16 protein-coding genes and 2 riboswitches are annotated in these 15131 nt (G+C 41.4%); of the genes, 6 read left to right on the forward strand and 10 right to left on the reverse strand.

Going from position 1 to position 15131, the window contains the following annotated elements:
* Positions 1 to 267: 267 nt before the first annotated feature.
* The 5 genes from ACGTNI_RS12495 to ACGTNI_RS12515 form a co-directional block, all read right to left on the reverse strand.
* Positions 268 to 1182, reverse strand: a complete 915-nt coding sequence (locus ACGTNI_RS12495) for a VanW family protein (protein ID WP_394462871.1) — start codon at positions 1180 to 1182, stop codon at positions 268 to 270.
* A gap of 141 nt (positions 1183 to 1323) precedes the next feature.
* On the reverse strand, positions 1324 to 2646 hold the full coding sequence (locus ACGTNI_RS12500; protein WP_394462873.1) for a uracil/xanthine transporter: 1323 nt from the start codon (positions 2644 to 2646) through the stop codon (positions 1324 to 1326).
* 175 nt (positions 2647 to 2821) lie between these two features.
* Positions 2822 to 3427 carry a TetR/AcrR family transcriptional regulator gene (locus tag ACGTNI_RS12505; RefSeq protein ID WP_394462875.1) on the reverse strand — a complete coding sequence of 202 codons (606 nt, stop codon included), beginning with the start codon at positions 3425 to 3427 and terminating at the stop codon, positions 2822 to 2824.
* A 54-nt stretch (positions 3428 to 3481) separates the two neighbouring features.
* Positions 3482 to 3931, reverse strand: coding sequence for a DUF5392 family protein (locus tag ACGTNI_RS12510; protein ID WP_394462877.1), 450 nt, complete (start codon positions 3929 to 3931; stop codon positions 3482 to 3484).
* Between the two features lie 77 nt (positions 3932 to 4008).
* Complete coding sequence (locus ACGTNI_RS12515) at positions 4009 to 4134, reverse strand: hypothetical protein (RefSeq protein WP_394462879.1); 126 nt, start codon at positions 4132 to 4134, stop codon at positions 4009 to 4011.
* Positions 4135 to 4362: 228 nt separating this feature from the next.
* A riboswitch (Lysine riboswitch) is annotated at positions 4363 to 4541 on the forward strand.
* A gap of 128 nt (positions 4542 to 4669) precedes the next feature.
* On the opposite strand from ACGTNI_RS12515, the gene dapA reads away from it, so the two are divergent.
* Complete coding sequence (gene dapA, locus ACGTNI_RS12520) at positions 4670 to 5557, forward strand: 4-hydroxy-tetrahydrodipicolinate synthase (protein ID WP_394462881.1); 888 nt, start codon at positions 4670 to 4672, stop codon at positions 5555 to 5557.
* 52 nt (positions 5558 to 5609) lie between these two features.
* Here dapA and ACGTNI_RS12525 read toward each other — a convergent pair whose 3' ends face one another.
* From ACGTNI_RS12525 to ACGTNI_RS12535, 3 genes are all read right to left on the reverse strand, one after another.
* Positions 5610 to 5801 (reverse strand): hypothetical protein, encoded by a 192-nt coding sequence (locus ACGTNI_RS12525; protein ID WP_394462883.1) that lies wholly within the window; start codon positions 5799 to 5801, stop codon positions 5610 to 5612.
* Between the two features lie 21 nt (positions 5802 to 5822).
* Positions 5823 to 6017, reverse strand: a complete 195-nt coding sequence (locus tag ACGTNI_RS12530) for a DUF4190 domain-containing protein (protein ID WP_394462885.1) — start codon at positions 6015 to 6017, stop codon at positions 5823 to 5825.
* 176 nt (positions 6018 to 6193) lie between these two features.
* A complete protein-coding gene (locus ACGTNI_RS12535; RefSeq protein ID WP_394462887.1) occupies positions 6194 to 6649 on the reverse strand; it encodes a DUF4367 domain-containing protein in 456 nt (151 codons plus the stop codon).
* Positions 6650 to 6751: 102 nt separating this feature from the next.
* Here ACGTNI_RS12535 and ACGTNI_RS12540 point away from each other — a divergent pair, with 102 nt between their 5' ends.
* The gene (locus ACGTNI_RS12540; RefSeq protein WP_085505383.1) at positions 6752 to 7138 is read left to right on the forward strand and encodes an SET domain-containing protein; all 387 of its coding nucleotides are present in this window, start codon (positions 6752 to 6754) and stop codon (positions 7136 to 7138) included.
* A 702-nt stretch (positions 7139 to 7840) separates the two neighbouring features.
* Here ACGTNI_RS12540 and ACGTNI_RS12545 read toward each other — a convergent pair.
* Together ACGTNI_RS12545 and ACGTNI_RS12550 are read right to left on the reverse strand one after the other, a co-directional pair.
* On the reverse strand, positions 7841 to 9172 hold the full coding sequence (locus ACGTNI_RS12545) for a Na+/H+ antiporter NhaC family protein (protein WP_394462888.1): 1332 nt from the start codon (positions 9170 to 9172) through the stop codon (positions 7841 to 7843).
* Positions 9173 to 9267: 95 nt separating this feature from the next.
* A riboswitch (SAM riboswitch) is annotated at positions 9268 to 9370 on the reverse strand.
* A gap of 145 nt (positions 9371 to 9515) precedes the next feature.
* Positions 9516 to 11183, reverse strand: a complete 1668-nt coding sequence (locus ACGTNI_RS12550) for a glycoside hydrolase family 13 protein (protein ID WP_394462889.1) — start codon at positions 11181 to 11183, stop codon at positions 9516 to 9518.
* Between the two features lie 284 nt (positions 11184 to 11467).
* On the opposite strand from ACGTNI_RS12550, the gene ACGTNI_RS12555 reads away from it, so the two are divergent.
* From ACGTNI_RS12555 to ACGTNI_RS12570, 4 genes are all read left to right on the forward strand, one after another.
* Positions 11468 to 12325, forward strand: coding sequence for an STAS domain-containing protein (locus ACGTNI_RS12555; RefSeq protein ID WP_394462890.1), 858 nt, complete (start codon positions 11468 to 11470; stop codon positions 12323 to 12325).
* 191 nt (positions 12326 to 12516) lie between these two features.
* Positions 12517 to 13425 (forward strand): homoserine O-acetyltransferase MetA, encoded by a 909-nt coding sequence (gene metA / locus ACGTNI_RS12560; RefSeq protein ID WP_394462891.1) that lies wholly within the window; start codon positions 12517 to 12519, stop codon positions 13423 to 13425.
* Between the two features lie 370 nt (positions 13426 to 13795).
* Entirely contained in the window at positions 13796 to 14182 is a 387-nt protein-coding gene (locus ACGTNI_RS12565) for a sporulation protein (RefSeq protein ID WP_394462893.1), read from the forward strand.
* 29 nt (positions 14183 to 14211) lie between these two features.
* Positions 14212 to 14997: a TerC family protein gene (locus ACGTNI_RS12570; RefSeq protein WP_394462895.1), complete on the forward strand. Its 786-nt coding sequence runs from the start codon at positions 14212 to 14214 to the stop codon at positions 14995 to 14997.
* The last annotated feature ends 134 nt before the right edge of the window (positions 14998 to 15131 follow it).

Consider the following 15131-nt stretch of genomic DNA (forward strand, 5'->3'; position numbering starts at 1 on the left):
CAGAATGGCTAATAAGAGTAACCAAAGAAAGAAGCCAAAACAGCTTCTCTTCTTAAAATTGCCCAAAAATAATTTAAAAAACCTTGGAGAGTGGGAGACTTGACAGTTTCGTTCATATCAGGAGGCTCATCACTCGCCCACGGAAAGCGAGTTGTTCCCCAACGCCCCTTTCTCTTACCCATTGTCTCGAAATCAAGTCTTCGACTTTTCGGTCCTATTGTGTAATAAAGCTATTATGAAAAATCAAAAACAAAGTTTAACAGAGCCTTAATCTAAAGAATCCAATTCAATTTCTTCCGGCAGTTTCTTTGTTGCTCCGGGAATTTTACGCGATTCGAAATCCACTACATCAGAGGAGTAAACTTTGATACTCACTTGTCCATTTATTACGTTTGTCCGGATCAGCAATGGTTGATTGTACACATTTTTAAAGGTGAAATCGGGCCCGTACCAGCTGACGGTAGCATCTCTTCCTTCAGGAACATAGGGGACTCGCTTGCTATGGGAATAGCGCTCAAGAATCTTCACTCCGGCATTATCCACTGCATTATACATCGTGGATGAAATTTGACAGATCCCTCCGCCTATCCCTTCTGTCACTTCCCCTTTGACGATAACAGGGGCAGGCTTATACCCTTTCTCTTTTGTTCGTTTGCCCACTACCTCATTGAAAGAAAATGTTTCTCCCGGAAAAACCACATGGCTGTCAATTGCTTCAGCAGCAAGCCGGATATTGTGGGACCGTTCTTTGTTTTTAGGGTTGAAATAAGTGACATAACTTCCAATTTCCTGTGTTCGGATGTTTGCCAGCAATTCGCTGTCCACTTTTGGATGAACAGTCAGTTCTGGCACCTCGATTTTCGAGCCTCCACTCCCGTACAAATAGCTGAACAACCCTTCGATGAATCTTTCCCGGTGCAACTGGCGTCCGACTTTCTCCTGGTTTATATTCCCGTTCTTCTCGATCTTGGCATTTTTAGCTTGTTCATGTACTTCCCTCTCTACCTGGACGACCAGTTGGTGAATTTTTTCCAGGTTAAAAAAAGGATCAAGCAGTTCGTTTTCAACAAATTGATGACGGTTGATGTGCTGAATCACCTCATCATCGTGGGTGATCGCTAAATCTTCATCATAAGTCATCGGTTGTATAAAAAATAAAACGGTTACTATCACATTAAGCATAGGCATCCTCCCACGGATAGTATGGCAAAGATACGCATCGTTCATGTGAAAGAGACGCACAGTTAAATTTTGGCATTGAAAAAGGAGAAGGGGTTACCCTCTCCTCAGCCTGTATCCAGTTTCTTTGGATATTATAAAAAGTCAGCTGCTTTTTTTCATAGCCTGCTGTTCTTCTGAACCTTCCTCGTACTTTTCCCAATTTATTGACTTCTCTAAAAGGATGGCCACCAGGACTCCAACAATAAAACCATTCGAGACAAGCGGCTGCACCAATGCTGGAAGCTGATTAAACAAGGAAGGATCAACAAACATGATCCCTACACCCACTAGTACCGGCCCTGCCAGTCGATGAATCGTAACCGAATTAAACTGATACCCACCCAGGCTCTTAAGTGAAGTGCCGAAAAGTTGCAAGTAAGCAACAAACAAAACAGCATTCCCAACAGTAATCGGCAAAGTTGCCAGCACCCCACCGAGGATGGGGATGATGCCTAATAATGACATCAGCCCTCCCCCAATCAGGAACGGCTTACGATTGAAAATACGGGTGCTTTCCAAAAATCCAACCGACGATGCAAATGGGGCATAAGATACAAGCCCGAACACACCCGCTGTCACCGAATAACTCCCAGTAAGCATGTAAGAGCGGAGGAACTGTCTATCAGTCGGAGTTTTTCCTAATAACTGAGAAGCAGCACGAACGGAAGCAATCGTATTGCTTAAATTAATCATACTGGCTAAAAAGGTAATCACGATAATTCCTATATTCAGGTTAGGAGGACCAAACGGGAACAATAGCAGCCCACCATTCGATTGAATGACAGTTCCCTGTTCAGAAGGAAAAAGTATCAGATAAAGCACCCATCCAGCAACCATTCCAATCAAAATTGCAAAATTACTCACGGTAGGCTTCCCTTTTATCTTCAGCAAGCTGACAAGTATGACAATTCCAAAAGAAAACAAGCTGACAGGTATATTCAGCGTACCTCCTTTATCCACTTTCAGCATGCCCTCAAAGAAGATAAGTATCAGTTGGAAGGTCAATAAAAACAAATAAACACTCATTACCATTGGCGTAAATATCCGCTGTATAAAAGTAAGCATGTTGAATAAACCCAATAAAAGGACGACAACCCCGGCAAGAATCATACCCGTAGCAATGCCACCTCCAATGGAAGTCAAACTCATCCCCATTGCTGATGCCGCTACGCTAAGGTTTAATATTAACCCCCATATGACCCCAGAAGGCCCTTCCATAAGTGGATAGCGGTGACCGATCCACCCTTGCAATACACAGGCTATTCCTGTAAAAATCAGTGCGCTTCTTAGGATGGAGGCAATTTCTTCTTGAGATAATCCAAAAGCAGCCCCTACCGAAATCGGTACCACTACCGTATTTGCAAAAATGAAAAACAACCACTGCAGTGATGCAGCAGCTGTCCCCCATGATGATAGCCGATTCATCAAAACACCTCTTCTTCATAACAGATACATTCTTTTCATTCTACTACTTTTTTCAGCTTCCAGCCATTTTCCAAAGTAAAACACAACCTTTCTCCTATTAGACCAAAGACTGTGGATAGAGAACCAGCTAAGTGTCCAAAAAAGACTGCCTCTCACATAGGAGGCAGTCTTACAGTTAACCGATATATATTCCTTTTTTCAATAAATTCATTTCCATTAGATAGGTCTCCATTGCCTGCTCTTCAGACAATCCCTGGGCGAATTTCTCAACGAAGTTGCGGAAGGTAACCGCAGTGAGAATTTGCATGATATGATATAACTCCTGATCACCCACAATATTGAGTTTACGTTTATCTATTTGAGCACTGACTTCATTGAAGTCATCGACACTTTCCTCATCACTGAATATCCCAAGAAAACTATGTTCGACTTTGTGCGTCATATTAAGAAAAGCATTCTTCATGAAACTGATATGTTCCTCCTCATGCAGCATACATTCAAACATGACTATCATCGCTTCAATCAGGTCCCCATCATGGTGTTGCAAAAAACTGATGAATTTGTCCTTCCGTTGCTTCGCCATCTTATCGAGAAGATAAAAGTAGATGTCTTCTTTCCCTTCGAAATACTGATAAAAGCTGCCGCGTGGTATTCCGGCAGCTTTGATGATATTCGCTATCGAGGCTTCAAATAATGGGACACGGGAAAATTCTTTCTCCGCAGATTGTAACAGGATTTGTTTCTTCTCTTCCGGCAAATTGAAAAATGTTTGTTTCGGCAATGTACTCCCACCATTCTCTATGTAAAGAAACACCAGCAAGTGGTGTTTCTTTTTCTAAAACCCTCTATATAAATTAAGTTTTTCCTGTCTTTTTTCTTCTTCTAAAAACGCTACAAAATGCTTCATTGCATTCATCGGCTGGGATTTCACCTGATCGGTGTAATCCTTTTTGGCCTGTTCAGTTGCAACATCGCTTCTTCCGATACGTTCCACAATGTAACGGACGCTGCGCTCCTGAATTTCGATTTGCTTATGCTTTGCTTCTTTAGATAATGCCATACCGACTGCTCCAATTAGAGCATAAATACCTACTGAGATCCAGTTAACCTGTTCGTCAGGCAGCATAAATAAAACTGTCAGCAAGTTCACTACCGAGATTGCTATTAAAGGGAAAGACAAGAAAACATATTTAGCTGCTTTTTTAGTAACAGGAGATAGGTTTCTCTCTAACTCCTCCACCTCTTGCTTGACAGAATTCGGCATATCCGTCATGGAAAAATTCATGTAATTTCCCCTTTTCTTATACTTTAATCCTTTAACAAAATTAAACTTTGATGAAGGATAAGAAATGAATGTACTATTCAATCTTCCCTTTGCGCCAGTTCCTTAATCATTGGTTTTTTACAAAATTTCACATCTATTCCTTTACCTTGTAAATCAAAAGCCAGCTTCTTCAGTCTCTCTACATAAATAGGATTGATTTCCATATGTGTATGCACCTCAATGTGACATTATGTCATGCTATACTTTAATAATATATGACACAGTGTCATAAGTCAATCTTTTTCCATGACAACATGTCACCTTCCACTACTAGTTGTGTTCCCTTAAAAATAATAAGATAATCACAATTTTTCTTTCCTCTCCTCTTGAAATCTTGACGAATTTTTGTTAAAGTACAATCAATTAAATATTTTTCTTGCTTCAATAAGTTGAAGCGGGATAGAGGTGCGAAGACCATCAGTACACAATAGGAGGATCATGAGGTCCAGCGAGAATTGTGGAAAGGGGAATTCGCCGAAGCGAAGAGAAACTCATGTTCTCAACGTTGGGTCTGCTATTGAATAAATACAGGACTGTCATATAGGCGACTATATGGAGGGCTATCTTACGCAAAGGAACGGAGTATACACGTTTCTACTGCAACAGCGATCCCTCGTTGTTGTTTTTTTAATGCGATAAATGGGAATGGCTCTATAAAACGCCTCTTATTTAAAATTTTACAAAAGGGTGTGAAAAGCTATGAATTTCGGCCAGGTATTAACCGCTATGGTTACCCCATTTGATCAAAATGGCGAGATCGATTTCAATGCTACACGTACATTAGTCAACTACTTAATTTCTAACGGTTCGGACGGTTTAGTAGTAGCGGGGACGACGGGTGAATCCCCTACATTGTCAGACTCTGAAAAGCTTGAGTTATTCCGCTTCGTTGCCCAGGTCGCAGAGGGACGAGCGGCAGTCATTGCAGGAACCGGTTCCAATAATACACGATCATCCATCGATTTGACCAAACAGGCAGAACAAACGGGTGTTGATGCAATCATGCTTACAACCCCGTATTACAACAAGCCTTCCCAGAAAGGGCTGTACCAGCACTATAAAGCAGTCGCTGAAGCAACTTCATTGCCTGTGATGTTGTACAACATTCCAGGACGAAGTGCAGCAAAAATTGCACCGGAAACAATTATCCGCTTATCTGAAATTGAGAATATCGTTTCTGTAAAAGAAGCAAGTGGTGATTTAGATGCGATGACAGAAATCATCACAAAAACCGATGCAGAGTTCACCTTGTACAGCGGTGATGACGGCTTGACCCTGCCTGTGTTAGCGATTGGCGGAACAGGAGTTGTATCTGTATCTGCTCATATCCTCGGTAATGAAATGCAGGAAATGGTCAACAGTTATAATTACGGAGATGTCAAACGCGCAGCTACAATTCACCAGGAAATCCTTCCGGTGATGAAAGCAATGTTTGCCCAGCCAAGTCCTTCTCCAGTAAAAGCAGCCTTAAACCTGATGGGCATCCATGTCGGCGACGTTCGCCTTCCGATGGTCCCATTGACAACAGAAGAAATCAATACGTTGCAGCAAAGTCTGCCACCGTATAAAGTTACAGCGGCAGGTTAAGGTAATGAAAAAGCGATGAAACCATGATGCTGGTTTCATCGCTTTATTTGTTTTATGCAGCAAGTATATGTTTATCTATTTGCTTTGATGTAAAAATACACAGAATTCCCAGCAAACATAGGCTGGCAGCGATCAGCGTGCCACCTGCAATAAAGGAAACAATTAAAAAATAAATGCCAATACCAGTTGTAAACCAGCCGATAATCAACAATAAACCAGCCAGAAACTCTAACCCTGCTTTCACTTGGATCACTTCTTCCTGCGATTAACTGAGTCTAAAAAAAGATATCGATAAAACGATCACCACTACCAATAGCTGAATGATAACGCCGGCAACACTACATATCATCCCTGTAGTGGCCAACCCTTTGCCGTCTTCATTCTTTTGATCCATTTCCTTCCTTGCTTTCTTTGCAAAAATAATACCGATTACCCCAAGTACGATTCCTGCTAAAGGCATCAGGACAAAACTCCGAGAACTAAAGATATGACAGCATGGCTATTGGGTGGTGATTTTTCACGCATGACCTTATCCCCTTTTGTGTGAATTATATCGTTGGTCGATTGCTTTGAAGAATAGCTTATTAAATGTATTCACCAGGCAACACTTATATACAAGTAATCAGGGAATAAGAATTATTTTATAGCTTCTGCCTTCCTTGCTACCTCTAATAGCTGACTTTTACTGATATCATCGTTTGCAAATACTTCATAATTCACCTCATCATTTTTCCATCTTAACGTTTTTAGATCACCATTCTTACCATATCGCCCCTGTTGGGAGTCACTGATTTCTATATCCTCTGTTGTAAAATCCAGGGCATTCCCATTCTCATTAATGGCTCGGAATAAAAAAGATTCATTTCCTTCACTAGTATACTGAATAGCAAGCATTTTCCCTTCTCCCATCTCCGGAGTATCGACCTGTATATCACTAGGTTCGAATGGTATTTCCTTTGGCACCAATGGATCAAAACTTAACGCATCCACGGCTTCTTCCACACTGGAAGTATCGTAAGTATGCATTTTTTGAGTGCTGCATCCAGCAAGTATGAAATACAATATGGCGGTGATTGTCATTAATTTTTTCAATAGAAGCATCTCCCTTTCGTGTTCAACCATTGCATTATTGAATATGACCTGTCAGAATGGGGAAGTTATACCCAAAGAAAATAAGAAGGCGACGGTGAAATTTTGATAGAAGTAAAAACATCTACTATTTCTGATGACGAACTTGATAAAGGCGTATTTGCTACAAAAGATATAGCAGAAGGTGAACTGATTCACCAGGCACCAGTACTCCCTTATCCGAATGAAGAACATGAGCATATTGAGAAAACTCACCTGGGCGACTATGTATTCGAGTATGGCAAAAACCACACGGCATTTTTGTTAGGATATGGGATGTTTTTCAACCATTCCTACCAGCCGAACGCATATTACGAAATAAATTTTGATAATCACTCATTTGAGTTCTACGCTTTCAAGGATATAAAAGCTGGAGAAGAAATCTTCATCAACTATAATGGCGAAACGGAAAACGATTCCCCGCTTTGGTTTAATGAAGATAATGATGATTGAACATGCACCCGATTTTCGGGTGTATTTTTTATACTTTAATAAAATCTAAGGCTTTCCCCATATGGACTTGGCGGTAACTAAGTTTTTCCAGTAAAATCATGAAGCTTTTTTGAAAGCTAATTAGTATACATACTGTAAGAAATAAACGAATAAGTGAGGTGTTGAAAATGTTCCCACGTATCTTTCATAAAGCAAACCGTCCTACCAAAATAGCCCTCTTAGCCGGTTCTATACTTTTGCTGCTCGGTGGTTTGATAAAACTGCTACTCCTTTAGGTCATCGGGAAAATGCGCTTCCTCTTTTGGCCATTGCAGGATTTGTAAATATAAGAGACAAAACCATGATAATTGAGCCATGTCATGTTATATGAGTGAAACCGCACCAATTATATTAGACATTTTTGAAAATAAGAGAGACAAATTTTTCCGAAAGAGAGACAGTTTTTAAAAAAAGAGAGAATTGAAGTCTTGTTATGAGACAATAGGTAAGCTAATTAGAACGACCATCACTTCTCTGTCCATATCAGCATCCTCATTATTCCCACGTTACTGTATATTCTTTTCATTTGCTGTTGGTTTTCCACCTTTCTATATGTACGAATGACATAGCCAAAAGTTTTCAATATTATCCAATTTCCTTAGAAAACCTGGCTTACACGTAGGTAGTGTTTTATTAAAAAAAGGTTCCGCTCTCCGCGGAACCTTATGTTCTGATCTCTACTTCTTCCCTTTTTTCAGTTGGTGTCCTGGTAAACTTCGGAAATCGGAAAACAATGGCCAGTAGGCCAGACAAAGCAAGCAGTATCGGATAAAAACTGTAAGGGACGATTTCCACCGGTGAAATCTTTGCTACCCCGGCAGCTGCAAGGATTTGAGCTCCATAAGGAATTAAGCCCTGTACCGCGCTTGAAAAGATATCAAGCAGGCTTGCCGACCTCCGGTTATCAATAGCAAACCGTTCAGAAATTTGTTTGGCAAGCGGCCCGGCCGTAATAATGGAAATCGTATTATTCGCTGTCGCGAGATTCACTGCTGAGACCAGACCAGCAATCCCTGATTCCCCACCTTTATTGCTATGGATTCGATTCGTGATCCTTTCCAGCAAAAATTCAATACCGCCATTTCTCCGAATCAGTTCAACCAATCCGCCAAGCAAGATGACGAGCATCGTCAGTTCCTGCATACCAGTAAAACCTTCACTGATCAACGTCACAAAGTCCATTATGGAAAATTCTCCAAGTGCCAGGCCGACAACTCCAGCAAAAATGATACCGCCAATCAACACAAAAATCACATTGACACCAGCGATAGCAAATCCAAGTACTCCAAGGTATGGCAGTACTTTGACGAAGTTGAATGGGTGGCTTTCCTCAATAGAACCTGCTGCATCGGCACTTAACACACCGAAAATGACAGCAGTTATTACGGCAGCGGGTAAAACAATAAAAAAGTTCGCTTTAAACTTGTCTTTCATTTTTGTCCCTTGTGTCCGAACAGCAGCAATTGTCGTATCAGAAATGATCGACAGGTTGTCCCCGAACATCGCACCGCTGATTATAGCACCCATTACTAACGCCACCGGGACACCTGTCTGTTCAGCAACTCCCAGTCCAATTGGAGCCAGCGCCACAATTGTCCCAACCGAAGTCCCCATGGAAATTGAAATGAAACAGCCAATCACGAACAACCCAACGACAAGCAGGCTTTGCGGAAGTATGGTAAGACCCAAATTCACCGTCGAGTCAACCGCTCCCATTCCTTCCGCTACAGAAGCAAACGCGCCTGCTAATAAGAAGATGATGACCATCAGAATGATGTTCGGATGCCCGCCCCCTTCCGCAAGCTGCATTACTTTCGTTTGGAATGTTTCTTTGCGGTTCATAAACAAGGCGGCAAATATAGCAACGAACACCGCCACAATGACCGGCATCTGATAGAAATCACCTGTAATAAGACCAGATCCGATAAATAATAAAATGAACATACCAAACGGAATCAGCGCGAACGGATTCCCTGTTATTTTTTCACTTTGCATATAAAAAACCTCCACTTTTATTATGCCCATTCCTGTTGTAATTTTGACCATGAAAAAAACTTCTTGCAGACGCAAGAAGTTACTGGTTATTTTCCTGCTTATCTGCCAAGTACCATGACTTGCTGGAATTAGCACCTTCCTATCCAGGAGGTTGCTGAAGCTTCATCGGACCAGTCCCTCTGCTTCTCTTGATAAGATCTCGATTTAATTATGGTTTGCTCATGCACTATTTTCACACTTTACAATAGAAAGAAGCTAGATGCAATAACTTGATTTTTCCATCCTCCCCATCGCCAATTAAAGAAATGCACCAATCGATCGTTGACAGGTGCATTTCTTGTTATTATTTAAATTTATAAACTCGAGCCTCATAAGGCTTGAATTTAACAGATTTTAAATTTTCCTCTGAATCAATCTCATAGTTGCTGAGCAAAAGCTCTGCCTCTTTATTCTGTAAGTTTGCCGGCAGCTCAAAATCAGCATCTTCTTCAAAAAGATTCGTGACAACCAATACAACCTCATCCTCCAACGCGCGAGTATAAGCATAAATACTATCGTGGTCTTCTAATACAAGGTCATAGCTGCCATAGATAAGAACGTCACTCCCTTTTCTCAAATCAATCAGCTGTTTGTAGTAATGGTAAATGGAGTTTGGATCCTCTATCCCTTTTTGTACATTGATTTCTGCATAATTCGGATTAAGCTTCAACCACGGCGTCCCAGTTGTAAAACCGGCATTCCTGGTATCGTTCCATTGCATCGGCGTCCTTGAATTGTCGCGGCCGTTTTTCCAAATGACCTCCATGATCTCTTCGTGAGATTTCCCCTCTTCTAATTCGTTGAAGTACATATTTTTAATGGCTACATCATTATAGTCCTCGATGGAATCAAACTTAGTATTGGTCATCCCGATCTCCTGCCCCTGGTAAATGAACGGCGTTCCCTGCATCAAAAAGTACATGGTCGCCAGACATTTTGCCGACTTATCCAGAAATTCCTTATCATTTCCCCAGGTCGAAACAGATCTCGGCTGGTCATGGTTTTCCAGGAATAAAGCATTCCACCCCCTGCCTTCCAGCCCCTTCTGCCATTTGGTTAAAATTTCTTTCAAGGAGTGGATATCAAGTCCGCCATCGGTATTTTTACCCCAGAGGTCAAGATGCTCGAATTGGAAGATCATATTGAACTTGCCGTTTTCCTCCCCGACCCATTTATCGGCTTGCTCGACTTTAACACCGTTAGCTTCACCAACAGTCATAATGTCGTAATTGTCAAATGTCTTTTCTTTCAATTCTTCCAGAAAAATCTGAATGCCTTCACGGTTCATATGACCTTCGAAGGAAGGGACAAACTTCTTGTTTTCCGGGTTAGGGAGATCTGGGAAGCCCGGGATCTTTTTAATATGGGAAATCGCATCGATTCGGAATCCGTCAATCCCTTTATCGAGCCACCAATTGACCATTTCATAAAGATTTTCACGCACTTCCGGATTCTCCCAATTCAAATCGGGTTGCTTCCGGGAAAACACATGCATGTAATACTCCTTGGTCTTCGCATCAAACTCCCATGCTGACCCGCCAAAAATTGATTCCCAGTTGTTCGGCTCCTTGCCGTCTTTTCCAGGATGCCAAATATAATAGTCCCGAAATGGATTGTCTTTGGAAGAGCGGGATTCGATAAACCACGGATGCTCATCAGAAGTATGGTTGATGACAAGATCCATGATCAGTCGCATACCACGCTTATGAACCTCTCTCAACAGCTGATCGAAATCAGCCATTGTTCCAAACTCCTCCATGATACCTTTATAATCACTGATATCATAACCATTATCATCATTCGGCGAGCTGTAAATCGGACAAATCCAAATCACATCTATTCCAAGATCCATCAGATAATCCAGCTTGGAAATAACACCCTGTATGTCGCCGATGCCATCTCCATTTGAATCCATAAAACTTCGCGGATATACTTGATATGCTACTGCTTCTTTCCACCATTTTCTGCTCATAATAGACTGCTCCTAACCTGTTGTCGTTAAATTATATCGTTAATGTGCAATCGATTGCACAAATAGACAAAAAAATAACAAGGTCAAACAACGACCTCTACTAGTTTCTCTTCATTTATCGTATAATTGCTTTTATCTATTGTCAAGCAGTAATTGAAATCGATTACATCCATTTGCTGTGCTGTTTATCCTTTACTTGTATATCTCCAATTATTTGGTATTATATAAAGGATTGATTGTTAGCGTCTTCTTCAACTATAAGTCAAACTTAAAGGAGTAATTTGATGGAGAAGGAATTCAGATATATCGGAGAAAAAATAGTAGATCATCGTTATGAATTGACAGAAACCTTTAATGAAGAAGTAATGAAGGTATATCCGGAAAATTTCGCTGAAACCGGTATGCCCGAAGCGGAATATTATAAAATTCGAGCGGATTTATTCAAATCCTTCGGAGAAGTTTTATATAAAGATGAAAAAGAAGTGCAGCAAAAGGTTTATGAGTGGGCAGAAGTAGCTGCTAAACGAACGATCGACTATCATGTATCCCTGACGGAGGCTCTTCGGGTCCTCTCCTTCTTTCAACCCACCATCTGGCAATTTTTTCAGGAGGAATTAGATCAGGAACATATCACTCCAAGGACAGTCATTGAAATATCCAGGAAAATTGACCGGCTCGTCGATATCGTAACCCGCGTATATGGCAGAGTACATGAAGAACACCAGCAGATGATAGCAGATACCGCGCATAGTGCCCTGGAAGAGCTGTCAGTTCCTATGGTGCCGATCGCAGAAGGACTTGCCGTCATCCCGCTTGTCGGGGCTATCGATACCCGCCGGGCCGCTTTAATTAATGAAGTCGCCCTGACAGAAGCAAATCGTCTTGGCCTCGAAGAAGTGATATTTGATATTTCTGGTGTTCCAGTATTAGACACTATGGTAAGTAATGAGTTGTTCACAATCATCAATTCATTGAGCCTCCTTGGCATCGACACCCGAATCAGCGGAATCCGTCCTAAAATAGCTCAAACCATCACTTCATTAGGTATCAACTTCAAAGGGATCAAGACATTCGCAAGTCTTCACCAAGCGCTCGAAGACTGCGGAATAAAAAGAGTAGAGGTAGATGCTCACATAAAGTAACAGAATACCAAAGACAGTTGAACCGTAGAAGCTCTTATTGCAGGGCTTCTTTTTAAATCGCTCATAAGCTAAAATCCTTCACTTACAAAAACTTCTGAATAGAATGATATTTATCTTGCATCTCCATTGCTCTCGTTAAATTACGCCGCTATAATGAGTATATTATTCTTTTTTCGAAGGAGGAACTTGGTTTGCCTATCAATATTCCCAAAGATTTACCAGCAGGAGAAATTCTTTCAGAAGAGAACATTTTTACGATGGACGAAGAACGGGCGAAAACCCAGGAGATCCGTCCTTTGAACATACTGATCCTGAACCTGATGCCAGAAAAAGAACGGACCGAGACTCAATTGCTGCGGTTGCTCAGTAACTCTCCACTTCAAGTAAATGTCGAGTTTTTACATACCGCTACTTATGAGTCGAAAAATGTGAGCAAGTCACACTTGCAGCAATTCTATAAAAGCTTCAAAGATATCAAACACCAGCGTTTTGACGGCATGATCGTGACCGGCGCGCCAATTGAACAGTTGCCGTTCGAAGAAGTGGTATACTGGGAAGAACTTACGGAAATTATGGAATGGACAAAAGACCATGTCACTTCCGTCATGCATATATGCTGGGGGGCTCAAGCCGCACTTTATCACCATTATGGTATTGGTAAATATGAATTGCCTCAAAAGTTGACCGGAGTTTTTAAACATCGCTTACTACAGGACAATATTAAGCTTGCCCGAGGCAGTGATGATGAATTTGTGGTGCCTCACTCTCGTTATACCAGTGTTCCTGAGGAAGAAATACTGGCACACGATGACCTGATTCTCTTATCTTCTTCTGAGGAAGCTGGCCCATGTACGATCCTTTCGAAGGATCAAAAACACGTAATGATCACCGGCCACATTGAGTATGATGCCGAAACACTAGGAGACGAATACCACAGGGATACAAATAGAGGGCTGGATCCTCATGTACCTGTTGATTATTTCCCCGACAATGACCCAGAGAAGAAGCCATTAAACCGCTGGCGTTCTCATGCGTATTTAATGTTCTATAATTGGCTGAATTACTATGTATATCAGGAAACGCCGTTCGCCTGGAAATAACGTAAAAACTTATTTAAAGGGAAAAAAATAGATAGACAGATTCCAAAAATTGTATTATTATATATACAGGTTTAAGCTTTATCAAATTGAATAAAACTCCAAAGGGGAGTAGCTGACAGTTATGTCGACAATACGTGATCATTGATCACCGGCTTAACTGGCAACATTACGTTGTTTGCGAGACCTTTGCCTAATGCGGTAAAGGTATCAATATGGACTTCATAAGACCTTTACCATGTCATTGGTAAAGGTTTTTTTATTGCCTGTAAGGGGGAGGACAGTATTTAATCTTTATATCTATCACTTCAAATATGTGGGTAACGAGGTAAAACATCCTTTATGTCAACTTTAGATCAGGGAGGTAACATCGTTGATTACGAAAGTGTTAAGCAAGCTAAAAATCGGATCACCTAAAGTGGATTTGATCTTAAATAGGAACGAGCTCACCCCTGGCAGCACCGTCTCCGGTTCCTTTCATTTACATGGCGGCTGGGTAAGCCAGAGGGTGAACCGGCTGGAGTGCGACTTGGTGAAAGAACAAACTGGCAGAAAACCAGAATTCGTCGAGCCCGTAACCACGGTATTAATGTCAAAGACTATTGAAGCGAATGATAAAACGGAAATCCCTTTCCACTATCAGTTACCGGAAGAACTTCCACCCACCACAGATACCATTACCTACCGCTTACGAACAAAGATTGTTTTTAAGGATGATGTCAAAAGCTTTGATCATGACGAAATCATCATTAGTAATTAAAAAACAACTAATATAAAGGAGCACATGAATTGGACATTTCTTTATTGATGGAATATGGATGGGTATTATTGATTCTCATTGGTTTAGAAGGTATTTTGGCAGCAGATAACGCCCTCGTCATTGCTACGATGGTAAAACACCTGCCGGCGGAAAAAAGAAAAAAAGCATTATTTTATGGGTTAGCTGGCGCATTTGTATTCCGCTTCGGATCTTTGTTCATCATTTCCTACCTGGTGCACATTTGGCAGGTTCAGGCGATCGGTGCCCTCTACTTGTTCGGCATTGCTGTCTATCACCTATTGAAAAAGCATGTACTGAAGCCGAAGTTGAAAGCTGTAAAAGAAGTGAAAAAGGGGTCAGGATTCTGGGCAACTGTTATTAAAGTAGAGTTGGCTGACATTGCATTTGCCGTCGACTCCATTCTCGCTGCTGTTGCCTTAGCAGTCACATTACCAATGACCAGCATGCCTGAAATTGGTGGCATGGATGGCGGTCACTTCGCCGTCATCCTTGCTGGAGGAATCATCGGCCTTATAATCATGCGATTTGCAGCCAGCTATTTTGTCGGCCTGCTCGACCGTAGACCAGGTCTCGAAACTGCTGCCTACCTGATTGTCGCCTGGGTTGGTGTTAAGCTAGCCGTCTATACCCTGGCTCATCCAGAACTCGCCATCCTTACAGAAGGCTTTGCTAAAAGTGCCGGCTGGAAAATAACCTTCTGGTCTGTCCTGCTTTCCATTGGTGTTGGAGGCTGGTTTTTATCTAAAGAAAAACCTCATCAAGCTGTAGAGAGCAAACCTGTTGTACAGAATTAAGCATATAAAAAAACTGCTGGAATTCCAGCAGTTTTTTGCTTTCAGGTGGAATAATAGAAAATTTTCAACGATAGTTTACCAGGTAAACACAGGGATATATTAATAGTCTTGCTAGTAATGACGATCGTCTGTAT

It is taken from the genome of Thalassobacillus sp. B23F22_16 (assembly GCF_043496955.1).
Lineage (GTDB): Bacteria > Bacillota > Bacilli > Bacillales > Halobacillaceae > Thalassobacillus > Thalassobacillus devorans_A.